This window comes from Shewanella bicestrii, assembly GCF_002216875.1.
Lineage (GTDB): Bacteria > Pseudomonadota > Gammaproteobacteria > Enterobacterales > Shewanellaceae > Shewanella > Shewanella seohaensis.
The window spans coordinates 3,431,535-3,455,432 of record NZ_CP022358.1 but is presented as its reverse complement, the minus strand read 5'-3'; the positions used below and the strand labels follow the sequence as shown (position 1 = coordinate 3,455,432).

The following is a 23,898-nucleotide window of genomic DNA, read 5'->3' as shown; positions in this document are numbered from 1 at the left end:
AAACTCATTTTCTCAGGTTCAGCATGACTACAAGGTATATCTTCGTTACTGGTGGTGTGGTTTCATCACTAGGTAAAGGCATTGCAGCCGCTTCATTAGCCGCAATTTTAGAGGCCCGTGGTCTCAATGTAACCATCATGAAACTGGACCCATACATTAACGTTGATCCAGGTACCATGAGCCCAACGCAACATGGTGAAGTGTTTGTGACTGAGGACGGCGCAGAAACAGACCTTGACCTTGGCCACTATGAGCGTTTCATCCGTACTAAGATGAACCGTCGCAACAACTTCACTACGGGTCGTATTTACGAGGAAGTACTGCGTAAAGAGCGTCGCGGTGACTATTTAGGCGCGACGATTCAGGTGATCCCACACATCACTAACGCGATCAAAGAAAAAGTGATTGCAGGCGGTGAAGGTCACGATGTGGCTATCGTTGAAATCGGCGGTACTGTTGGTGATATCGAATCACTGCCATTCCTTGAGTCTATCCGCCAATTAGGCGTTGAACTGGGCCGCGATCGTACCCTGTTTATGCATTTAACCTTAGTGCCATTCCTTGGCGCCGCGGGTGAAGTGAAAACGAAACCGACTCAACATTCAGTGAAAGAATTGCGTTCTATCGGTATTGCACCGGATGTGCTGATCTGCCGTGGCGACCGCGCGATTCCTGCCAACGAACGTGCGAAGATTTCGTTATTCTGTAACGTTGAAGAACGTGCGGTTATTTCATTAAAAGACGTCGACAGCATCTACAAGATCCCTGCGCTGCTGCGTTCACAGGGTTTAGATGACTTAGTGGTTAAGCGTTTTGGCTTAGAATGCCGCGAAGCTGACTTGTCTGAGTGGGAAAACGTCATTTACCAAGAAGCCAATCCAAACGGCGAAGTCGTGATTGGTATGGTCGGTAAATACATCGAACTGCCAGACGCCTATAAGTCAGTCAACGAAGCATTAAAACACGCGGGTCTGAAGAACCGTGTATCTGTGAGCATCAAGTATATTGACTCACAAACCGTTGAAGCGAAAGGCGATGAAGTTCTGCAAGGTTTAGACGGTATCTTAGTTCCAGGTGGCTTCGGTGAGCGCGGTGTGGAAGGTAAGATCCTAGCGGCTAAATATGCCCGTGAAAACGAGCTGCCGTACTTTGGTATCTGTTTAGGTATGCAAGTGGCGCTGATTGAATTCGCTCGTAACGTTGCTGGCATGACCGATGCTCACTCAACCGAGTTCAATAAAGCAACGCCATTCCCTGTGGTTGGCTTAATCACTGAATGGGTTGATGAAGAAGGTAACGTTGAACAACGCCATGAAGCTTCTGATTTAGGTGGCACTATGCGTTTAGGTGCGCAGTTATGTCACCTGCTGGAAGGCTCAAAAGCGGCGCAAGCGTACAAAGGTAACACTTGTGTTGAGCGTCACCGTCACCGTTACGAAGTGAACAACAAGTACAGAGAACGTTTAGAGCAAGCGGGTCTGGTATTTAGTGGTTTATCTTCGGACCGTAAACTGGTTGAGATGATTGAGCTGAAAGATCATCCTTGGTTTGTAGCGGGTCAATTCCACCCAGAATTCACTTCGACCCCACGCGATGGTCATCCATTGTTCGAAGGTTTCGTTGCTGCCGCAAGTGCACATCAAAAACGTGATCTGAAGAAATAAATTTTAAGGCCGGACCCGCGACAGTGGGCCCGGCCTTTTGTTACACTCAGGCCGCGTAATCATGAGTCAAAACTCATACCCATGTGTATAAACGACATGCGTATAGACGGAAATAGTAAACGGAATTTAAAGATTTTGGTCGTACTCTACATCTGTTAATTCCCATTGGTATTGGTTTTTTCTTTTCTCTTTTAAACTTAAATCGAGGGTAATATGGCTAAGATTATTAACGTGATTGGTCGCGAGATTATGGATTCTCGTGGTAACCCAACAGTTGAAGCCGAAGTGCATTTAGAAGGTGGTTTTATCGGTATGGCGGCTGCGCCATCTGGTGCTTCTACCGGTAGCCGCGAAGCGCTGGAACTGCGTGATGGCGACAAGAGCCGTTACTTAGGTAAAGGTGTATTAACGGCTGTGGCTAACGTAAACGGCCCTATCCGTGCGGCGTTAATCGGTAAAGATGCGACTGCACAGGCTGAGCTTGATCAAATCATGATCGACTTAGACGGCACTGAAAACAAAGACAAGTTAGGCGCTAACGCGATTCTGGCTGTGTCTTTAGCGGCGGCTAAAGCGGCTGCAGCATTCAAAGGCATGCCTTTATACGCTCACATTGCGGAATTAAACGGTACTCCTGGCCAATACGCTATGCCAGTGCCTATGATGAACATCCTCAACGGTGGCGAGCACGCTGATAACAACGTTGATATCCAAGAGTTCATGGTTCAACCTGTTGGCGCGAAAAACTTCCGCGAAGCTTTACGTATGGGCGCTGAGATTTTCCACACACTGAAGAAAGTACTGCACGGCAAAGGTTTAAGCACTTCTGTGGGTGACGAAGGTGGTTTCGCACCTAACCTGTCTTCTAACGCTGATGCATTAGCGGTAATCAAAGAAGCCGTTGAATTAGCAGGTTACAAGCTGGGTACCGACGTGACTCTGGCATTAGACTGTGCGGCTTCTGAGTTCTACAAAGACGGTAAATATGACCTGTCTGGCGAAGGCAAAGTATTCGATTCAAACGGTTTCTCTGACTTCCTGAAATCACTGACTGAGCAATATCCAATCGTGTCTATTGAAGACGGTCTGGACGAGTCAGATTGGGATGGTTGGGCATACCAAACTAAGATCATGGGTGACAAGATCCAATTAGTGGGCGACGATTTATTCGTAACTAACACTAAGATCTTAACCCGTGGTATCGAGAACGGCATCGCTAACTCAATCCTGATCAAGTTCAACCAAATCGGTTCATTAACTGAAACCTTAGCGGCTATCCGTATGGCAAAAGCGGCGGGTTACACTGCGGTGATTTCACACCGTAGCGGTGAAACTGAAGACTCTACTATCGCTGATTTAGCGGTAGGTACTGCGGCTGGCCAAATCAAGACGGGTTCACTGTGCCGTTCTGACCGTGTTGCTAAATACAACCAATTGCTGCGTATCGAAGAGCAATTAGGTGAAAAAGCGCCATACCGCGGTTTGAAAGAAATCAAAGGTCAGGCGTAATTTAGTCGTCTGATGTAAAAAGGCCACCACTTGGTGGCCTTTTTTGTTGTACTATCTGCAGTATATTTTTTTAATTCAAGATACTGACGCTAATTCCTCCATGAAATTCTTTGTCATTGCACTCATAGTGCTTCTCGGTTTGCTGCAATATCGGCTGTGGTCGGGTGATAATAGCCTGCCCGAATACTTTGTTCTGCAAAAACAGATCGCGGCTCAGCAAGAAGGTAATGCAAAACTCAATGAGCGTAATCAAGTGCTTAAAGAGGAAATTATCGACCTTAAGAGTGGTACCGAAGCGATTGAAGAGCGGGCGCGTAACGAGCTAGGCATGGTGAAAGAAGGCGAAACCTTCTATCGCGTGGTGGGCGGTGACCGTTCAGTATCGAGTCCCTCGCAGTAACGGAGCGCCTATGGATACCGTATTAGAGGCCGCGCCGCAGGTCGAAACCCAAGTTGCAGTTCAAATTGATCCTTTCTCGCACCATGTGGTGGCGATTGTGCCCGCCGCGGGGATTGGCAGCCGCATGGGCGCGGGCAAACCCAAACAATATTTAACCTTGCTGGGACAAAGCATTCTGGCTCATACCTTAGATAAGTTATTATCCCATCCGCAAATTAACCAAGTGATTGTGGCGCTGCATCCTGAGGATACCAAGTTTGCCGCGTTGCCGCAGGCCAAGCATCCCAAGCTGGTAACTGTCATTGGCGGTTCTGAGCGTGCCGACTCGGTGCTGGCGGCACTCGATAAGGCGCCTGATAATGGTTGGGCTTTAGTTCACGATGCGGCCAGACCCTGCCTGACGGCGCAAGACATTGATAAATTGTTGGCATCGCGGGTGCACTTTCCCCAAGGGGCGATTTTAGCCATGCCTGTGCGGGATACCATGAAGCGCGCCAATAGCTTAGGTGAAATTAGCTCGACTGTTTGCCGCGATAATCTCTGGCATGCGTTGACACCGCAGTTATTCCCAACCTCCTTGTTGCGATTACATTTAAAAGCCGCGCTTGCCGCGGGGGCTGTCGTGACCGATGAAGCCTCGGCGATGGAGTGGGCGGGCATTTCCCCTGGTTTGGTCGCGGGGCGGGCGGATAACATTAAAGTCACCCATCCCGATGATTTGGAGTTGGCAGAACTTTTTTTACTGCGCGCGAATGCTTGAAGCCAAGCAGAGTGAATTGCGCAATCTATTAAATACGTTAGGAAATAAGTAATGAAAATCCGAATCGGCCATGGTTTTGATGTCCATAAATTTGGTGAAGCGCGCCCGTTAATTTTATGTGGGGTCGAAGTCCCTTACGAAACTGGGTTGGTGGCTCATTCCGACGGTGATGTGGTGTTGCATGCCATCTCCGATGCCATTCTAGGGGCGATGGCCCTTGGGGATATTGGTAAACATTTCCCCGATACCGATGCCGCCTATAAAGGCGCCGATAGTCGCGTCTTGCTGCGACACTGTTATGCGTTAGCGCGGGCGAAGGGATTTGAGCTGGGTAATCTGGATGTCACTATCATTGCCCAGGCACCAAAGATGGCGCCGCATATCGAGGATATGCGCCAAGTGTTGGCGGCCGATCTTAATGCTGACATTGCCGATATCAACGTTAAGGCTACCACCACTGAAAAACTCGGGTTTACCGGCCGCAAAGAAGGCATTGCGGTCGAAGCCGTTGTATTACTCAGCCGCCAATAGCTTGAAACTTTAAGAGATAAGAAAGACCCATGAGCGAACTACATTACCTGTACGGCAAACCGACGGCCACCGCCGATTTAAGAACCGTTAACAGCGACTTTATCGTGAAAGAGATTTTGCCTTTTAGCCCGTCGGGCGAGGGCGAGCATCATTTAGTCCACATTCGTAAGGATGGGCTGAATACGGTGCAAGTGGCTGAAATGCTGGCCAAGTTCGCTAAGGTTCATCCCAAAGAAGTGACCTATGCCGGACAAAAAGATAAAAATGCCATCACAGAACAGTGGTTTGGCATTCGTATCCCAGGTAAAGAAACCCCGGCGTGGAGCGAGCTTAACAGCGAGCGCTTAACCATTTTATCCAGCAGTCGCCATAGCAAAAAACTGCGTATTGGCGCGCTCTTGGGCAACCGTTTTATTCTTACCCTGCGTAATGTCACAAACGTGGAAGACATTATCAGCCGCATCGAAAAAGTCAGCCAAATTGGTGTGCCTAACTATTTTGGTGAGCAGCGTTTCGGCCACGATGGTAAAAACCTGGTGATGGGTCGGCAAATGCTGGCGGGCAAAAAGGTGAAAGACCGTAATAAGCGCAGCATGTACCTGTCTGCGGTGCGCTCCAATCTGTTCAATACCGTTGTCTCCTATCGTTTGGCGAATCATGGCACTAAACCCTTAGCGGGGGATTGCGTGATGCTGGCGGGCAGTAAGAGCTTTTTCGTCACGCCAGAATGGGACTTAGTGGTATTGAAACGCTTGATTGAGAAGGATATTCAGCTTTCTGCGCCACTTTGGGGCCGCGGAAAAATGTTGCCGCAGGGCGAAGCCGCCGAGGTTGAAACCCTCGCCATGGCAGAGCTGAGCGAAGATTGCTACGGCCTTGAGCACGCGGGGCTTGAGCAGGAGCGCCGTCCATTGCTGCTTGAACCTCAAGGCCTTAAATACGAGCAAACCGAGGATGGATTAGTGCTCGAATTTATCTTACCTGCGGGCAGCTTTGCGACATCGCTGTTACGAGAGCTGGTTGATTATCAAGATGTGAAAGAGCTGCAATGGCAAGCGACAGTCACGCCTGATGCAAACGCAGCTGAAACAAACACAGCATCAGAAACCGATTCAGCAGAGGCCATTACAACCGATAAGGGCGAGTCAGCTTTATGATCCGCATCCTAGTCAGTAATGATGATGGTGTGAATGCGCCGGGGATCAGAGCCTTAACCGAGGCGCTCGCCGAAATCGCTACTGTGATGACGGTCGCGCCCGATCGTAATTGCTCCGGCGCAAGTAACTCTTTAACCTTGACTAACCCATTAAGAATTAATAGGTTAGATAATGGTTATATTTCGGTTCACGGTACACCCACGGATTGCGTTCACTTAGCCATACGTGAGCTTTGTGATGGTGAGCCGGATATGGTGGTATCGGGTATCAATGCTGGCGCGAATATGGGGGATGACACTTTATATTCGGGCACGGTAGCGGCGGCGATGGAGGGGCGGTTTTTAGGTTTCCCCGCCGTTGCGATTTCGCTTAATGGTAAGGCATTAAAGCATTATCACACCGCGGCTGTGTATGCGCGGCGAATTGTGCAGGGGCTGTTAGCGCATCCAATTGCGAGCGATCAGATCCTCAATATCAATGTGCCCGATTTACCGCTCGATGAGATTAAAGGGATCAGGGTGACGCGCCTAGGTGCACGGCATAAGGCCGAAGGCATAGTGCGAACACAAGATCCTGCGGGGAAAGAGATTTTTTGGCTCGGTCCACCGGGTGTAGAACAAGATGCGAGTGAAGGAACGGACTTCCATGCGGTAGCCCATGGTTATGTGTCGATCACTCCCTTAACCGTGGACTTGACTGCGCATAGACAATTATCGGTATTGCAAGATTGGGTAGATAAAATATGACTCGGGTTGCCTTAACATCGGCGGTGAATTTAGCTAAAAAGCTTCAGGAGGCGGGGATCCGCCATCCAGCCGTTCTTAAGGCAATATCCCGTACCCCGCGCGAGTTGTTTCTTGATAATGCGCTGGCCCATAAAGCCTACGAAAATACCGCCTTGCCTATAGGCCAAGGACAAACGATTTCTCAGCCTTATATCGTCGCGCGTATGACAGAATTACTGCTGCAACATCAGCCGCAAAAGGTACTTGAGGTAGGAACGGGCTCTGGCTACCAAGCGGCGATCCTCGCGCAATTAGTGCCAGAACTGTGCACCATTGAACGTATCAAAGGGTTACAGATCCAAGCGAGACAAAGATTAAAGCGACTCGATCTGCATAATGTGTCATTTAAATATGGCGATGGCTGGCAGGGCTGGCCGAATCGCAGCCCCTTTGATGGCATTATGGTCACGGCGGCAGCGGCTAAGGTTCCCGAAGCCTTATTGTCCCAGTTAGCTGAAGGGGGCGTGCTGATCATCCCTGTGGGGGAAGAGACGCAGCAATTGATGCGCTTTACCCGCCGCTCGGACCGTTTTAGTTCTGAAGTGATCGAAACCGTCAAATTTGTTCCCTTGATCAATGGCGAGCTCGCTTAAGTTTTTAGCTTTAGGTCACTTCGTTAAATACTTGAACTTTATAATTAGGTAAAACAGTAAGATAGCCCTAAAGAGGAGTTTTTATTGTTGAATGTGGGTTTACTCTTAAACCTCAGTTTAGTGTTGTTGCTTGCGGGCTGTAGCTTTCAGGCGAGTCGCCCCGCACCTGTCGAAAGTCTTTCCCACAGTTATTCCAAACATAACAAAGGCCACATTAAATCTAATTCATATAAAGTTAAGAAAGGTGACACCCTTTACTCGATCTCTTGGGCTGCAGGTAAAGATTTCGCCGAAATTGCTAAAATTAATCAATTAGATAAATCGTACACCATCTACCCTGGACAGATTCTATATTTAACGAATGATCGCGGGCAAAATGGCAAAGGCTCTACAACTTTAGGTGGAAGTAATTCAGCGTCTAAAGGACAAAATAAAGCTAATTCTGTTGATAAACAATCAGCTAGTAACAATTCATCCGCGAAAAACTTGTCAAGTGAACAGCAGAAAAAAACACTTGATCAGAAAGCCAAGCCTGCGTATTCTGCAACAAGCTCTCAACAAAGTATTAACCCTTCGATCGTCGCCCCGACATCAACACTGCCAGACAGTGTGAGTCAGTGGCAATGGCCAGTAAGAGGTAAATTGATTGGGACATACTCTGCCAATGAGCAGGGAAATAAAGGAATTAAGATCGCAGGAAAACGCGGAGATATCATCAAAGCCGCTGCAGATGGGCGGGTGGTATACGCAGGTAGTGCTCTTAGGGGTTATGGTAATTTAGTGATTATTAAACATAGTGACGATTACCTTAGTGCCTATGCTCATGCAGATCAGATCTTAGTCGAAGAAAAGCAACATGTCCTCGCTGGACAGACAGTTGCAAAAATGGGCAGTACAGGTACTAATCAGGTAATGCTTCGCTTCGAGATCCGTTACCACGGTCAGTCTGTTAACCCACTTAACTATTTACCTAAGCAATGATTGTTTAGGGCCTTGTTGGCATGGAGGATAAAAAATTGCAGTAATTCAAGCAGTTTACATTAGGTTTGGGAGATTTGATCATGAGCCGCATAAATAGCACTGCCGCAGAAGAACTAGTAGATTTTTCCGTAGATACCGCAGAGTTTGATCTCGATAAAGAGGATATTGCCGCTGATTTAGTTCAAGAACTAGGACTCGAACAACAGGTTCAAGATGACCTGCAAAAAAATCTTGATGCCACTCAGCTCTATTTAGGTGAAATAGGATTTTCCCCACTGCTTAGCGCAGAAGAAGAAGTTTACTTTTCCCGTAAGGCCTTAAAAGGCTGCGAAAAATCCCGTAATCGCATGATTGAGAGTAACCTGCGACTCGTGGTTAAAATTGCCCGTCGTTACAATAATCGCGGCCTAGCGCTGCTGGATTTAATCGAAGAGGGTAATCTTGGCTTGATCCGTGCGGTGGAAAAATTCGATCCAGAAAGAGGCTTCCGTTTCTCAACCTATGCGACTTGGTGGATCAGACAAACGATTGAACGTGCCATCATGAATCAAACCCGCACGATTCGCTTGCCAATCCATGTTGTAAAAGAACTCAACGTGTATTTACGTACGGCTCGGGAATTAGCGCAAAAACTTGACCACGAACCTACGGCAGAAGAAATTGCCGAAAAACTGCAAGTATCCAGTGTTGACGTCAGCCGTATGCTGAAGCTCAATGAGAAGATCACCTCTGTCGATATCCCCTTAGGTGGCGATAACGACAAGGCGTTACTCGATGTGCTGGCCGATGACGACAACGTAGGCCCTGACTACAAAGTACAAGATGAAGACATTTCAAACTCAGTGGTGAAATGGCTTAATGAACTCAATACCAAGCAAAGAGAAGTGTTAGCGCGCCGCTTTGGTTTGTTAGGTTATGAACCCTCAACCCTTGAAGACGTCGGTGCTGAAATTGGCCTCACCCGTGAACGTGTTCGCCAAATTCAAGTGGAAGCCCTAAAACGCCTACGTGATTTGCTGGGCGCTCAAGGTCTCTCTGTAGAGGCACTCTTTAGAAACTAAGGTTCAGATATTTAGCCTTCCACCAGTTAAACAAGTCATAAAAAAACGCCCAATTTTGAGGGCGTTTTTTTATGCTTTCACTTTTATGCTATCGCGAGTTTTTCACTCTATGTGTTAACTCAAGCGTTTTAGCTCGTAGAGTAAATCCAGCGCCTGTTTTGGGGTCAGGTTATCGGGATTGATATCTTTTAATTTGCTGACGGCGGGATTCTCCACTGGCTCAGGCAGGGCGAGCAGGGTTTGGATCGGTGCCCTAGTGCCGTTAACATTAGCACCTTCCACTTGATGATCGCGGCTCTCAAGCTGATGTAACTTGTGTTTTGCCGCCTTAATCACCCGTGCAGGTACCCCGGCAAGGGCCGCAACTTGCAAACCATAACTCTTACTGGCAGCACCTTCTTGCACCGCGTGCATAAAGGCGATGGTGTCTTCGTGCTCAATTGCATCGAGGTGCACGTTATAGACGCCAGCCATGAGTTCCGGTAATTGTGTTAACTCGAAATAATGGGTCGCAAACAGCGTCATTGCGCCGACTTGCTGCGCTAAATATTCCGCTGCAGACCATGCTAATGACAGACCATCGTAGGTTGATGTGCCACGGCCAATTTCATCCATCAAGACTAAACTCTGTGCGGTCGCATTATGGAGAATATTTGCCGTTTCAGTCATTTCTACCATAAAGGTTGAGCGACCAGAGGCGAGATCGTCTGAGGCGCCAATCCGAGTAAAAATCCGATCGATAGGGCCAATGATGGCGCGATCTGCTGGCACAAAGCAGCCAATATGGGCCATTAGCGTGATAAGCGCCACTTGGCGCATGTAGGTTGATTTACCGCCCATGTTTGGACCGGTAACAATCAACATCCGGCGTTGATTGTGCAGGGTGACAGGGTTGGCGATAAAAGGCGTTTGACTCACACGCTCGACCACTGGGTGGCGACCTGCTTCGATTTTTACCCCGATTTCGCTGCTCAGTTCTGGGCAGGTATAGCCTAAGGTTTCGGCACGTTCGGCAAAGTTACTCAGCACATCGAGTTCGGCTGCGGCTCTGGCGAAGGCTTGTAGCTCATGCAACTTGGGGAGGATTAAATCAAATAATTCGTCCCAAAGTTGTTTTTCAAGGGCAAGCGCCTTACCTTGGCTCGACAGCACTTTTTCTTCGTATTCCTTAAGCTCGGGCGTGATGTAACGCTCCATATTCTTAAGGGTTTGACGGCGCTGGTAATTTAATGGCACTTGCTGTGATTGCAGGCGACTGACTTCGATGTAGTAGCCATGCACTCGGTTGTAGCCAACCTTCAGCGTGGCAATGCCGGTACGCTCTTTTTCCCGCGCTTCGAGCTGAACCAGATAATCTGTGGCTCCTTCACTTAAGCCTCGCCATTCATCTAACTCGGCATTGTAGCCTTCGCGGATCACGCCGCCATCACGGATAAGCATGGGAGGGTTATCGACAATCGCGCGCTCAAGCAGTTGTTGCTCTTCGGGAAACTCACCTAAGAGTTGGCCTAGTTTCACCGTATGGGGCGCACTTAACTGCGCGAGTGACTGCTGCAATTGAGGCAATAGGTTTAATGCTTGGCGTAGGCGGGCAAAATCCCTTGGACGAGCTGTACGCAGTGCCAGTCTTGCCATGATACGTTCAATATCGCCTAGGGCTTTAAGCTGATCATGCAATGACTCATGGGCCGTGGTCTCGAGTAATTCATTGACCGCCGTTTGGCGAGCAAAAATCTGCGCATGGTCTCTCAGCGGCTGATGGATCCAGCGTTGCAACATCCGGCTGCCCATCGCTGTGGCTGTATTGTCGAGCACGGCTGCTAGGGTGTTATCTCGACCACCACTCAAATTTTGTGTCAGCTCGAGGTTACGGCGCGTTGCTGCATCCAAGACAATCGTATCGGTTTGATTGAAACGGGTAATGGCATTGATATGGGGCAGAGCAGTGCGCTGAGTGTCTTTCACATATTGCATTAAGCAGCCCGCCGCTTGCAGCGAAAGCCTCGCATCGGTAATCCCAAAGCCGTGCAAATCCTTAGTGCCAAATTGTGCCAGTAGCAGTTTAATGCTGGTATCGTAATCAAACTCCCACTCAGGGCGGCGACGCTTGCCTTTAAAATGATGCAATAACTCCATCGCGCCAAAATCTTCGCTATAGAGAATTTCGACCGGATTGGTACGTTGCAGCTCGGCTTCGAGGGACTCTTTTGTCTCTAATTCGGCAATCACGAAACGGCCGGAAGACACATCGAGGGTCGCGTAGCCAAACCCAACTTTACCTTGGTAAACCGCGGCTAACAGATTGTCTTGTCTCTCCTGCAACAGGGCTTCATCGGTCAAAGTACCTGGGGTGACGATGCGCACCACTTTTCGCTCAACTGGACCCTTTGAGGTGGCGGGGTCGCCAATCTGCTCACAGATCGCGACCGATTGACCAATTTGAACTAGTTTTGCTAGATAGCCTTCAACCGCATGGTAAGGGATACCCGCCATCGGGATCGGATCGCCACCACTTTTGCCGCGGGCCGTAAGGGAAATGCCCAATAATTCTGAGGCTCGTTTAGCGTCATCATAGAAGAGTTCATAGAAGTCACCCATACGATAAAACAGCAGCATGTCGTGATGCTCTGCTTTCATGGTCAAATATTGACGCATCATAGGGGTATGTTTTTCTAAATCATCGGTATCTATAGGATTCATTAAATCGTTTTCGTCCGTTATGCCGGCCCAAAGCGGGGAAATAAGTCGTACAGTAATGGGATAAAAAATCAGTGGATGTGCACTATTACTGTCTAAAATAAATTGACGCCAATCTTAGCAATAATTTTCTGAAAATTGACCCTTAAACCATGGATATTCACTGATATCCTGACAAATCTGCAGCACGAGTCGGTAAAAGCTTGTCTCAACGGGAAAATTTTCTGACTTAAAAATAAATCATTCACAGGTCTTGATACTGTATGATTGTACAGTATACTAGTCAGCAGATTATGACAAAGAGCCTCGCTTTTTGTATTACCCGCTTTATTAAATTGAATATCACTTTTGACAGTACTGATACTGTCTAGATGAGGGAACAGGAATGAAAGTCGATCCAAACAAAGAGAAAGCACTTGCTGCGGTATTGAGCCAAATTGAAAAGCAATTTGGTAAAGGCTCCATCATGAAGCTGGGCGAAGACCGCTCTATGGATGTTGAGACTATTTCTACTGGTTCACTTTCCCTTGACGTCGCCTTAGGGGCTGGCGGTTTACCAATGGGACGTATCGTTGAGATCTATGGTCCCGAATCATCAGGTAAAACGACGCTGACATTAGAAGTGATTGCCGCTGCTCAGCGCGAAGGTAAAACCTGTGCCTTTATCGATGCCGAGCACGCGCTAGACCCTATCTATGCTAAAAAGTTAGGCGTAGATATCGATAACTTACTGTGTTCACAACCCGATACCGGCGAACAAGCCCTTGAGATCTGTGATGCGTTAACCCGTTCTGGCGCGGTAGATGTGATCATCGTTGACTCGGTTGCGGCATTAACACCCAAAGCAGAAATTGAAGGTGAAATTGGTGACTCACACATGGGCCTAGCGGCGCGTATGATGAGCCAAGCGATGCGTAAGCTCGCGGGTAACCTCAAGCAATCGAATACACTATTAATCTTCATTAACCAAATTCGTATGAAGATTGGTGTGATGTTTGGTAACCCAGAAACCACAACGGGCGGTAACGCGCTGAAGTTCTACGCTTCTGTTCGTCTCGATATTCGCCGTACTGGTGCTATCAAAGAAGGCGATGAAGTGGTGGGTAACGAGACGCGCGTTAAAGTGGTTAAAAACAAGGTTGCCGCGCCGTTTAAACAAGCTGAGTTCCAAATTCTTTACGGTCAAGGTATCAACCGTACTGGTGAGTTAGTCGATTTAGGTGTTGCCCATAAACTGATTGAAAAAGCCGGTGCATGGTACAGCTACAAGGGTGACAAGATTGGTCAAGGTCGTGCAAATGCCGGTAAATATCTGACTGAAAACCCAGCAATTGCCGCTGAAATCGATAAAACACTGCGTGAGTTACTGCTGAGTAACCCAAGCGCTATGTCTTCATCTTCATCTGATGATGAAAACAGCGAAGGCAATGTTGATTTCGAAACAGGCGAAGTATTCTGAGCCAGTCAGCCCGTCAAATCGCGGTCGCGCTGTTAGCGCGCCGCGACTATTCCCGCCAAGAAATCCGCTCCAAACTGCTCGAAAAAGGCTTTGAGGTCGTTGATATCGAGCCTGTGCTCGATGATTGTGAAGCGTCGGGTTTCATCAATGATACGCGTTATGCCGAGCTTCTCGTTCGCAGCCATATTGCCCGTGGCCATGGGTCTATCCGTATTCGCCAAGCCATTGCTCAAAAAGGGCTTTCAAAGGATTGTATCGAAGCTGCCTTATCAGCCAATGAGCATGATTGGTTTGAGCTAGCCAAAGTCAAAGCCATCAAAAAATATGTAACCCCTAAAGTCACCGAGGTTAAAGGCTCGCAATCCCGGGAGTTAGTGGCAAAAGAAAAAGCCAAACGGGTGCGGTTTTTACTGAGCCAGGGCTTTAATTACGAACAAGTCTCCTACGCCTTAGATTACGACCCTTTGGCAGATAATGATGACTAACGTCATGGCATAAACTCGTAGCCCTTGGCTTGTCTGGTCATTGTCTTTTTCGTTCGGCCGACGTGCTGATCCGGCTTATCGACTCCTCTTTACCGCTTGGCTTTTGTGATAAGCCATGTCTTAGCGGCAAACTCACCGAAAATATGAGATTCCTAAGCCTATATCGCTATTCAAGGCTGGTCGTCTTTCCTCAGTCTGCTTATAATGCTGGGCAAATAGAAATACGGCTACCTTATGGTGTAGCTGGTCATGCTTACCCAATTCAGGACGATTTCATGTATCAAACGACAGCAGCGCTTAGAAGTGCTTTCCTCGAATTTTTCCGCAGCAATGGTCACCAAGTTGTGGACAGTAGTTCTCTTGTACCAGGCAACGATCCCACGCTTTTATTCACCAACGCCGGTATGAACCAGTTCAAGGACGTGTTTCTTGGCATGGACAAACGTAGCTATACACGTGCGACCACTGCCCAACGCTGCGTCCGTGCGGGTGGTAAACACAACGATTTAGATAACGTTGGTTACACCGCGCGTCACCATACTTTCTTCGAAATGTTGGGTAACTTCAGCTTTGGTGATTACTTCAAAGAAGATGCGATTCACTTTGGTTGGACCTTCCTGACCGAAGTATTGAAGCTGCCAAAAGAGCGTCTGTGTGTGACTGTGTACCAAACAGACGATGAAGCCTTTGAAATTTGGAATAAAAAGATTGGTGTTGCCGCTGAAAACATTATTCGCATCGGCGATAACAAGGGCGCGCCATACGCTTCAGATAACTTCTGGCAAATGGGTGATACGGGTCCTTGTGGTCCATGTACCGAAATTTTCTACGACCACGGCGACCACATTTGGGGCGGACGTCCTGGTAGCCCAGAAGAAGATGGCGATCGTTTCATCGAAATCTGGAACATCGTATTCATGCAATACAATCGCCAAGCCTCTGGTGAAATGTTGCCGCTGCCAAAACCTTCAGTCGATACCGGTATGGGGATTGAGCGTATCGCTGCAATTATGCAAGGCGTGCATTCAAACTATGAAATCGATATTTTCCGCGCCTTGATTGCCAAAGCGGCTGAAATCATCGGTGTGACTGACTTATCTAACAAGTCGCTGCGCGTTATTGCCGACCATATCCGTTCATGCGCCTTCTTAGTTGCCGATGGTGTGATGCCATCGAACGAAGGTCGTGGCTATGTGCTGCGTCGTATTATTCGCCGCGCCGTGCGTCATGGTAACAAGTTAGGCGCCACCGAAGCCTTCTTCTACAAGTTAGTTCCGACGCTAATTGAAGTGATGGGTAATGCTGCTAAAGGTCTTGCCGATACCCAAGTGATTGTTGAAAAAGCCCTTAAAGCCGAAGAGGAGCAGTTTGCCCGTACGCTTGAGCGTGGTTTAGGTATTCTGGATAGCGCGTTAAACGAATTGCAGGGCGACACCTTAGACGGTGAAACTGTGTTCAAACTGTACGATACCTATGGTTTCCCAGTGGATTTAACCGCAGACGTATGCCGTGAGCGCAACATTATCGTCGACGAAGCGGGCTTCGAAGTCGCGATGGCTGAACAACGTAGCCGCGCTCAAGCTGCGGGTAACTTCGGTGCCGATTACAACGCAGCACTGAAAATTGATGCTGAAACCGCATTCTGTGGTTACTCAGAACTTACTGGCAATGCCAAAGTCACAGCACTTTACCTAAACGGTGAGTCAGTTTCTGCAATCAATGCGGGTGATGATGCCGTAGTGGTGCTCGATGTGACGCCATTCTACGCAGAATCAGGTGGTCAGGTTGGCGATAAAGGTGTTCTGGTAGCCGAAGGTGTTGAGTTCGTTGTAAACGACACCCAAAAATTCGGTCAAGCCTCTGGTCATAAGGGCACATTAACAGCTGGCACTATCAGTGTTGGTCAAGCCATTGAAGCCAAAGTGGACAAAAAACTGCGCCACCGTACTCAGTTAAACCATTCTGTGACTCATTTATTACATGCTGCACTGCGTCAAGTATTAGGCACTCACGTTACTCAAAAAGGTTCGTTAGTTGACCCTGAGCGTTTACGTTTCGACTTCTCTCATTTCGAAGCGGTCAAGCCTGCTGAATTGAAACAGGTTGAAGAGTTAGTCAACACCCAAATTCGCCGTAACCATGAGCTGAAAGTCGCTGAAATGGCGATTGATGAAGCGAAAGAAAAAGGCGCGATGGCGCTGTTCGGTGAGAAATATGATGCCGAGGTGCGTGTTGTCACTATGGGCGATTTCTCTATCGAACTGTGTGGTGGTACTCACGTTGGCCGTACCGGTGACATTGGTCTGTTCAAAATTACCTCTGAAGGCGGTATTGCTGCGGGCGTTCGCCGTATTGAAGCGGTAACCGGCGCAGCGGCGATGGCCTATGTGGCACAGCAACAAGCGCAACTTGAAGAAGCAGCAGCTCTGCTGAAAGGCGATACTCAATCGGTTGTGGCCAAGCTGAAAGCGCAGCTGGATAAAATGAAGCAGCTTGAAAAAGACATGCAGCAACTGAAAGATAAGTTAGCTGCGGCCGCGAGTGCGGATTTAGCCGGTGATGCGGTTGTGGTTAATGGTGTAAATGTGCTGATTAAGAAGCTAGAAGGCGTTGAAGCAGGTGCACTGCGTGGCCTGCAAGATGAGTTAAAGCAAAAGCTGAAATCCGCCGTTATTCTGCTTGGTGTGGCTCAAGAAGGCAAAGTGAACCTGATTGCGGGCGTGAGCAACGACTTAGTCGGTAAAGTGAAGGCCGGTGAACTGGTTGCTATGGTTGCTGCGCAGGTGGGTGGTAAAGGCGGTGGTCGCCCTGATATGGCCCAAGCGGGTGGTAGCCAACCAGAAAATCTGGATGCGGCACTGTCTCAAGTATTACCTTGGATTACTGAGCGTTTAGCTTAAGAGGTTGCTGTGCTCGAAAAACGAAAGCTTAGTGGTAGCAAGCTTTTTGTGAAGAAGTTTGGTGGCACTTCGGTGGGTTCGATTGAACGCATCGAAGTGGTTGCCGAGCAAATTGCAAAGTCCGCTCACAATGGTGAGCTGCAGGTCTTGGTGCTTTCTGCGATGGCAGGGGAGACCAACAGACTATTTGCGCTTGCGGCGCAAATCGATCCCCGCGCGAGTGCGCGGGAACTCGATATGCTGGTCTCGACGGGAGAGCAAATCAGTATTGCGTTAATGGCGATGGCGTTACAACGTCGTGGCATTAACGCGAAATCCCTGACTGGCGATCAAGTGCAAATTCATACAAACAGTCAGTTTGGTCGGGCGAGTATTGAGCGTGTCGATACGACATACTTAACCTCTTTGCTAAACGACGGCATCGTGCCGATTGTGGCTGGCTTTCAAGGTATCGATCCCAATGGTGATGTCACAACCTTAGGGCGCGGTGGCTCAGATACTACGGCGGTGGCACTTGCTGCGGCGTTAAAAGCCGATGAATGCCAAATCTTTACCGATGTACCCGGTGTCTTTACTACCGATCCGAATATCGACAGCAGTGCTAGGCGCCTCGATGTGATTGGTTTTGATGTGATGCTAGAAATGGCAAAACTCGGCGCTAAGGTGTTGCATCCCGATTCGGTTGAATACGCACAACGTTTTAAAGTGCCATTGCGTGTATTGTCGAGCTTTGAGGCGGGCCATGGGACATTGATCCAATTTGGTGACGAATCAGAGCTGGCGATGGCCGCATCCGTGCAAGGTATTGCGATTAATAAGGCGCTCGCGACCTTAACCATAAAAGGGTTGTTTACCAGCAGTGAGCATTATCAAGCACTGTTAGCCTGTTTGGCACGACTTGAGATCGATGTTGAATTTATTACCCCGCTCAAACTCAATGAAACCTCAGCAGCCGAATGTGTCAGTTTTATGCTGGCCGAAGCCAAGGTCGATATTTTATTGCATGAGCTAGAGCTTTTAAGCGAAAGTCTTGATCTAGGCCAATTGATTGTTGAGCGCCAACGTGCAAAAGTGTCTTTAGTTGGCAAAGGTTTACAGGCAAAAGTTGGATTATTGACTAAGATGTTAGATGTATTGGGTAATGAAACAATCCATGCTAAGTTACTTTCGACATCGGAGAGTAAATTGTCAACTGTGATCGATGAAAGGGACTTGCACAAGGCGGTTCGGGCGTTACATCACGCCTTTGAGCTAAATAAGGTGTAATTAAATAACTGTTTGAGTATTGAATACTATTAATTTGTACTCAGCTGACCCTATAATATGCCCATCTACCGGATGAGTGCCGTGTGTAAGCTGAATTAAGACATAAAGGAGCTATCGAATGCTGATTTTGACTCGTCGTGTTGGCGAAACACTGATGATTGGTGATGAAGTCACAGTTACAGTGCTAGGGGTAAAAGGCAATCAAGTGCGTATTGGTGTGAATGCACCGAAAGAGGTTTCTGTCCACCGTGAAGAGATCTACCAACGCATTCAATCTGAAAAATCAGGTACACCTTCAGAAGGTGGTAACTTTTAATACGGCGTTTAGGCGAGTATTAACGACATAGAAGAGTCAGTTTTTTAACTGGCTTTTTTATTTTTTGAACCGAAAGATTGGCGCAAATCAACACATTGGATTGATATAACAGCAATGTGATTAAAAACGCTTCAAACAGAAGTTGTTTCAGAAAAAGGGTTTGACTTATTTTTGTCAAACAGTAATATGTGCGCCAAGAAAACGGAGAGGTGGCCGAGTGGCCGAAGGCGCTCCCCTGCTAAGGGAGTATGGGCTTTATCTCCCATCGAGGGTTCGAATCCCTCCTTCTCCGCCATTTCTTACCGATAAAAGTGCGCGTGTAGCTCAGCTGGATAGAGTACCTGGCTACGAACCAGGCGGTCGGAGGTTCGAATCCTTCCACGCGCACCATTTTATTGAAGCAAGATAGATACAAGTCGCGCATGTAGCTCAGCTGGATAGAGTACCTGGCTACGAACCAGGCGGTCGGAGGTTCGACTCCTTCCATGCGCACCATCTCTGCATTAGTTATGTTTAACTCATCAGGTTTGAATTTCAGACGAAATTTTGTAATCAATGCTTCAAGTAAGTGTTTTTAAGCGCGTGTAGCTCAGCTGGATAGAGTACCTGGCTACGAACCAGGCGGTCGGAGGTTCGAATCCTTCCACGCGCACCATATTCAATCTTAATGCGAATGTGTTGAGATAACAGTTAAAAATGCGCATGTAGCTCAGCTGGATAGAGTACCTGGCTACGAACCAGGCGGTCGGAGGTTCGACTCCTTCCATGCGCACCAATTAGCCGGCAAAGCCTTAGCTTTGTTAGCAAAACGCAAAAATCGCGCGTGTAGCTCAGCTGGATAGAGTACCTGGCTACGAACCAGGCGGTCGGAGGTTCGAATCCTTCCACGCGCACCATTTTAGTAAGCATTAGCTTACAAATGCAGATTTTGCGGAGAGGTGGCCGAGTGGCCGAAGGCGCTCCCCTGCTAAGGGAGTATGGGCTTTATCTCCCATCGAGGGTTCGAATCCCTCCTTCTCCGCCATTCTATTCCTAGTGAATAGATTTAATTTGCGAGACTTAAGTGCTTCTTCTAGACTCAAGTCTGTCGGTAAGGTAGCAACTTACCCAGTATTTAAGCGCGTGTAGCTCAGCTGGATAGAGTACCTGGCTACGAACCAGGCGGTCGGAGGTTCGAATCCTTCCACGCGCACCATCTACTTAGTTAGATTTAGATAAGCCCTGCAAGCAATTGCAGGGCTTTTTTAATGGAATTTTTCCGCATAATCTCGCTTCAATCCTTATCTCTTCCTATGCTTTCGCGCCTTGATAATCCGCCTCTTACGCCACGTTATGGTTAATCCTGTACCTATGCCTTAAGCGGTAATGTTTATCGCGCTGGCTTGCTGTTTAGCACCTGATAAAGGGATAGCTGTAAGGGTTATCTTGACTCGCAAGCTGAGCTGTAAAAGAGACGAAGAGAAAAGCACAGAACAAGGATTAATGTGTTTCTTTGCTTCTCGTCTTAGGAACGAGTCATGAGAGAGGTTTGAAGAGTGTTAACGCGATTTAGGATGGAGCAATTTAGGATGGGTCAGGGGAAATAAAAAGGGCTGTAAAATACAGCCCTTTTTAGCGTAGATGCCGTGATTAGGCTTCTAACTTAGCAAACTCGGCTTTTTGCTCTTGTAGTTTGTCCATATCGCGGCTCAGATCGGCCATCTTGGCGCGCTCTTTATCAATGACGGCTGGCGGTGCTTTCGCCACGAAGCCTTCATTCGATAATTTACCTTCGATACGGCCAATCTCTTGAGTCAGCTTCTCAAGCTGCTTGTCGATGCGAGCCATTTCGGCCGCGACATCCACCAGACCTGCCATCGGAATTAATAATTCCATTTCGCCAATCAGACCTGTGGTCGACATAGGCGCTGTTTCACCTTCGCCAAGAATCGTCATGCTCTCTAAGCGCGCAAGCGTTGTGAAGAAGGCTTGGTTAGCTTCAACACGGGCTTGGTCTTGGGCACTCACGCCACGCAGCAGGGCATTTAATGGCTTAGAAGGCGCGATATTGAGCTCTGCACGGATATTACGTACTGCAACAATCACTTGCTTAACCCACTCGAGGTCGGCCATCGCGGTCGCATCTACTTTGGCTGCATCATAGCTTGGGAATGGTGCCAGCATGATGGTGTCGCCTTGGGCGCCTGTCAGTGGTTTAACGCGTTGCCAGATGGTTTCAGTGATGTATGGCATCATTGGGTGCATCAGACGTTGCATTGCTTCTAACACATTGACCAACGTATGGCGGGTGCCGCGCATTTGCGCTTCATTGCCGTTTTGCAGTACTGGCTTAGTTAACTCTAAGTACCAATCGCAGAACTGGTTCCAAGTGAACTCGTACAGCGTGTTCGCTGCAAGGTCGAAACGGTAGTTTGTCATGTGGTCGTCGTAGGTTTTCACGGTTTGGTTGAATAAACCGATAATCCAGCGATCTGCCAGTGACAATTCCATCTCACCGCCTTGGTAATCCGGTGAGTTCGGGCCGCAATCTTGGCCTTCGGTATTCATCAGCACGTAACGTGATGCGTTCCAAAGCTTGTTACAGAAGCTGCGGTAACCGTCTAAACGCTTCATGTCCCAGTTGATATCACGGCCAGTTGAGGCCATAGCCGCTAGGGTAAAGCGTAGGGCATCGGTACCGTGGGCTTCGATGCCATTTTCAAATTCTTTACGGGTGCTCTTTTCGATCTTGGCGGCGAGTTGAGGTTGCATCATGTTGCCAGTGCGTTTTTCAACTAGGGCTTCTAGATCGATACCGTCAATCATATCCAATGGGTCAAGTACGTTGCCCTTAGATTTTGACATCTTGTTACCCGCTTCATCGCGGATAAGGCCTGTCACATAAACGGTTTTAAATGGTACCTGTGGCTTACCGTCTTCATCTTTGATGAAGTGCATGGTCATCATGATCATACGGGCAACCCAGAAGAAGATGATGTCAAAACCCGTTACCAACACGTCGGTCGGGTGGAAGGTTTTTAAATCTTCAACATTGTCAGGCCAGCCTAAAGTCGAAAAAGTCCACAGGGCTGAGCTGAACCAGGTATCCAGTACGTCTTCATCTTGGCGCAGGGCAATTGAATCATCGATATTGTGTTTCGCACGTACTTCAGCTTCGTTACGGCCAACATACACCTTACCGTTAGCATCATACCAAGCGGGAATGCGGTGACCCCACCATAATTGGCGAGAGATACACCAATCTTGAATATCACGCATCCAAGAGAAGTACATGTTTTCGTATTGCTGTGGCACAAACTTAATGTCGCCATTTTCAACGGCCTCGATAGCGGTTTTCGCCATAGGTGCAACGGCGACGTACCATTGGTCGGTCAGCATTGGTTCGATTACTACGCCTGAGCGGTCACCGTAGGGCACTTTTAGGCCATGTGGCGCGATTTTTTCGAGCAGACCCAAGGTTTCAAACTCGACCACGATAGCATCACGGGCTTTGAAACGATCAAGGCCTGCGAAACGCTCTGGCAGGCTGCCATCTAAGCTAGTGTTGATGGTGCCATCGGTATTGACGACTTCAGCGGATGCACGAATGGCTGCATCTAAGGTCAACACGTTGAACATAGGAAGCTTGTGACGTTTACCGACTTCATAGTCGTTAAAGTCGTGGGCAGGAGTGATCTTCACACAGCCTGTGCCAAACTCCATGTCTACATAGTCATCGGCAACGATAGGGATGCGACGATTAACAATAGGCAGCAGAATAAATTTGCCGATCAGCGCTTGATAACGCTCATCGTCTGGATGAACAGCAACTGCGCTATCGCCCAGCATAGTTTCTGGACGCGTGGTGGCGACTTCGAGGTAATCTTTACCGTCGGCAGTCAGCTCGCCATCGGCTAATGGATAACGTAGGTGCCACATGTGGCCTTGCTTTTCTTTGTTTTCCACTTCGAGATCAGAAATCGCGGTATGTAGTTTAGGATCCCAGTTCACTAAACGTTTACCACGGTAAATCAAATCATCTTCATAGAGACGGACAAACACTTCTTGAACGGCTTTAGACAAGCCTTCGTCCATGGTAAAGCGCTCACGGTCCCAATCCACAGAGGCGCCCATACGACGCAGCTGCTTAGTGATGGTGCCGCCAGATTGCGCTTTCCATTCCCATACTTTCTCCATAAAAGCATCGCGGCCAAGGTCATGGCGGCTCTTGCCTTCTTCGGCTTCAAGCTTACGCTCAACCAGCATTTGAGTCGCAATACCCGCATGGTCAGTACCGACTTGCCACAGGGTGTTTTTACCCTTCATACGTTGGTAGCGGATCAGTGTATCCATGATGGTATCTTGGAAAGCGTGGCCCATGTGCAGACTGCCCGTCACGTTAGGTGGCGGGATCATGATGCAATAGTTGCCCTGTGAGGCATCGCCGTGGGGCTTAAAGTAACCTTGCTCTTCCCAGTTTTGGTAAAGAGTCTGCTCAATGGACTGAGGATCGTATGTTTTTTCCATGGGAACGTATCTGTCTCAAGCTAAATTAAGTGGATGTGTTGCTAAATTTTGGGTTGTTAATTCAATCCCTAAGCCACGATATTGGCGGTAGCGTTCACGTGCTATCGCTTTATGTTGGTCGTCATTAGCCACAAAATCGAAGATTTGACCAAAGTTTACCGCAAACGGAGGCACTTGGTCTGCAAGATTAATCAGAAGTTGGCGACTTTTGTTTGGGCCGAGTCTGTCAAAACCGATTTCAACAGGTGAGCCAGTAGTGGGGCCTTCACCTTTGAGGTTATGGGGGACAAATGCACTGGGTTCAAACTGCCATAGTAACTCGTCGATTTCGAAGGCGATGTTCTTGTCCTGACAGTGAATATAGACCTGCTGCTGGTTTATAAATCCCTGTTGGGCTAGACGGCAAGCCAATTGATACATGTCATTAAGGGCCGTGTTCACGCCCATCGGCGGCAGTAAATAAAACAGCGCTTGAGTCATGATTTCAATGCCTTGCTTTAAGTTATAGACGAACGGGTAAGTCTACACTAAAACTCAAGCAGGGTTAACGCTTAGCATCGGGGTTTTTCGCAGGAGATTGAGCTGCGGGGACAGGGGTTGGCTTAAGCCGTTACTGTGCCAAATGTGCACAGCTTAAGTACTCGCTTAAGGCTAAGAGTCATGGTTAAACGACTATGGGGTCTGGGGATATAAAAGCAAAGCGCACCCGAAGGTGCGCTGGTTGAAAGACTGGTCAAACAAACTATTCCTCCTAGGTTATTGAGCATTGTTATTAAAGGATTTATTGACGCTTTGTGAATAAACAACACATATCGCATTAGATTTTGT

Annotated in this window: 18 protein-coding genes and 8 tRNA genes; 23 read left to right on the top strand and 3 right to left on the bottom strand. The window is 48.2% G+C overall.

The window, feature by feature from the left end; all coding sequences use genetic code 11:
- Positions 1-23 precede the first annotated feature (23 nt).
- The 10 genes from CF168_RS15125 (at position 24) to rpoS (ending at position 9,441) form a co-directional block, all read left to right on the top strand.
- Complete coding sequence (locus tag CF168_RS15125; RefSeq protein WP_011716217.1) at positions 24-1,664, top strand: CTP synthase; 1,641 nt, start codon at positions 24-26, stop codon at positions 1,662-1,664.
- A 213-nt stretch (positions 1,665-1,877) separates the two neighbouring features.
- Positions 1,878-3,173 (top strand): phosphopyruvate hydratase, encoded by a 1,296-nt coding sequence (gene eno, locus CF168_RS15120; protein ID WP_011716218.1) that lies wholly within the window; start codon positions 1,878-1,880, stop codon positions 3,171-3,173.
- A 100-nt stretch (positions 3,174-3,273) separates the two neighbouring features.
- Positions 3,274-3,573, top strand: coding sequence for a cell division protein FtsB (gene ftsB / locus CF168_RS15115; protein WP_011625569.1), 300 nt, complete (start codon positions 3,274-3,276; stop codon positions 3,571-3,573).
- A 10-nt stretch (positions 3,574-3,583) separates the two neighbouring features.
- Entirely contained in the window at positions 3,584-4,333 is a 750-nt protein-coding gene (ispD, locus tag CF168_RS15110; RefSeq protein ID WP_011716219.1) for a 2-C-methyl-D-erythritol 4-phosphate cytidylyltransferase, read from the top strand.
- A 51-nt stretch (positions 4,334-4,384) separates the two neighbouring features.
- Entirely contained in the window at positions 4,385-4,864 is a 480-nt protein-coding gene (gene ispF / locus CF168_RS15105; protein WP_011621907.1) for a 2-C-methyl-D-erythritol 2,4-cyclodiphosphate synthase, read from the top strand.
- A 29-nt stretch (positions 4,865-4,893) separates the two neighbouring features.
- Positions 4,894-6,021, top strand: coding sequence for a tRNA pseudouridine(13) synthase TruD (gene truD / locus CF168_RS15100; RefSeq protein ID WP_011716220.1), 1,128 nt, complete (start codon positions 4,894-4,896; stop codon positions 6,019-6,021).
- Positions 6,018-6,767: a 5'/3'-nucleotidase SurE gene (surE, locus tag CF168_RS15095; protein WP_011716221.1), complete on the top strand. Its 750-nt coding sequence runs from the start codon at positions 6,018-6,020 to the stop codon at positions 6,765-6,767. The genes truD and surE overlap by 4 nt, the downstream gene beginning before the upstream one ends.
- Positions 6,764-7,399 (top strand): protein-L-isoaspartate(D-aspartate) O-methyltransferase, encoded by a 636-nt coding sequence (locus CF168_RS15090; RefSeq protein ID WP_011716222.1) that lies wholly within the window; start codon positions 6,764-6,766, stop codon positions 7,397-7,399. Before surE ends, CF168_RS15090 begins: the two co-directional genes overlap by 4 nt.
- A gap of 84 nt (positions 7,400-7,483) precedes the next feature.
- A complete protein-coding gene (locus CF168_RS15085; RefSeq protein WP_011716223.1) occupies positions 7,484-8,380 on the top strand; it encodes a peptidoglycan DD-metalloendopeptidase family protein in 897 nt (298 codons plus the stop codon).
- Positions 8,381-8,460: 80 nt separating this feature from the next.
- Positions 8,461-9,441 (top strand): RNA polymerase sigma factor RpoS, encoded by a 981-nt coding sequence (gene rpoS / locus CF168_RS15080; protein ID WP_011621912.1) that lies wholly within the window; start codon positions 8,461-8,463, stop codon positions 9,439-9,441.
- Positions 9,442-9,555: 114 nt separating this feature from the next.
- Here rpoS and mutS read toward each other — a convergent pair whose 3' ends face one another.
- Complete coding sequence (mutS, locus tag CF168_RS15075) at positions 9,556-12,141, bottom strand: DNA mismatch repair protein MutS (RefSeq protein ID WP_011716224.1); 2,586 nt, start codon at positions 12,139-12,141, stop codon at positions 9,556-9,558.
- A gap of 382 nt (positions 12,142-12,523) precedes the next feature.
- Here mutS and recA point away from each other — a divergent pair, with 382 nt between their 5' ends.
- The 13 genes from recA to CF168_RS15010 all read left to right on the top strand — a co-directional run bounded on the left by recA (position 12,524) and on the right by CF168_RS15010 (position 19,759).
- A complete protein-coding gene (gene recA / locus CF168_RS15070) occupies positions 12,524-13,597 on the top strand; it encodes a recombinase RecA (RefSeq protein ID WP_011716225.1) in 1,074 nt (357 codons plus the stop codon).
- A gap of 62 nt (positions 13,598-13,659) precedes the next feature.
- On the top strand, positions 13,660-14,082 hold the full coding sequence (locus tag CF168_RS15065; protein WP_430980746.1) for a regulatory protein RecX: 423 nt from the start codon (positions 13,660-13,662) through the stop codon (positions 14,080-14,082).
- A gap of 275 nt (positions 14,083-14,357) precedes the next feature.
- Complete coding sequence (gene alaS / locus CF168_RS15060; RefSeq protein ID WP_089068225.1) at positions 14,358-16,982, top strand: alanine--tRNA ligase; 2,625 nt, start codon at positions 14,358-14,360, stop codon at positions 16,980-16,982.
- 9 nt (positions 16,983-16,991) lie between these two features.
- Positions 16,992-18,248 carry an aspartate kinase gene (locus CF168_RS15055; protein WP_089068224.1) on the top strand — a complete coding sequence of 419 codons (1,257 nt, stop codon included), beginning with the start codon at positions 16,992-16,994 and terminating at the stop codon, positions 18,246-18,248.
- 118 nt (positions 18,249-18,366) lie between these two features.
- Positions 18,367-18,564, top strand: a complete 198-nt coding sequence (gene csrA, locus CF168_RS15050; protein WP_006082602.1) for a carbon storage regulator CsrA — start codon at positions 18,367-18,369, stop codon at positions 18,562-18,564.
- A gap of 203 nt (positions 18,565-18,767) precedes the next feature.
- Positions 18,768-18,859 (top strand) — tRNA-Ser (locus tag CF168_RS15045).
- 18 nt (positions 18,860-18,877) lie between these two features.
- A tRNA-Arg gene (locus CF168_RS15040) sits at positions 18,878-18,954 on the top strand.
- A 28-nt stretch (positions 18,955-18,982) separates the two neighbouring features.
- Positions 18,983-19,059 (top strand) — tRNA-Arg (locus tag CF168_RS15035).
- 83 nt (positions 19,060-19,142) lie between these two features.
- Positions 19,143-19,219: transfer RNA gene (locus CF168_RS15030), tRNA-Arg, on the top strand.
- 43 nt (positions 19,220-19,262) lie between these two features.
- Positions 19,263-19,339, top strand: a tRNA-Arg gene (locus CF168_RS15025).
- Positions 19,340-19,383: 44 nt separating this feature from the next.
- Positions 19,384-19,460, top strand: a tRNA-Arg gene (locus CF168_RS15020).
- A 36-nt stretch (positions 19,461-19,496) separates the two neighbouring features.
- Positions 19,497-19,588 (top strand) — tRNA-Ser (locus CF168_RS15015).
- A gap of 94 nt (positions 19,589-19,682) precedes the next feature.
- Positions 19,683-19,759 (top strand) — tRNA-Arg (locus CF168_RS15010).
- Between the two features lie 434 nt (positions 19,760-20,193).
- Here CF168_RS15010 and CF168_RS15005 read toward each other — a convergent pair.
- Positions 20,194-23,070: a valine--tRNA ligase gene (locus CF168_RS15005; RefSeq protein WP_089068223.1), complete on the bottom strand. Its 2,877-nt coding sequence runs from the start codon at positions 23,068-23,070 to the stop codon at positions 20,194-20,196.
- Between the two features lie 15 nt (positions 23,071-23,085).
- The gene (locus tag CF168_RS15000; RefSeq protein WP_011716230.1) at positions 23,086-23,550 is read right to left on the bottom strand and encodes a DNA polymerase III subunit chi; all 465 of its coding nucleotides are present in this window, start codon (positions 23,548-23,550) and stop codon (positions 23,086-23,088) included.
- Between the last annotated feature and the right edge of the window lie 348 nt (positions 23,551-23,898).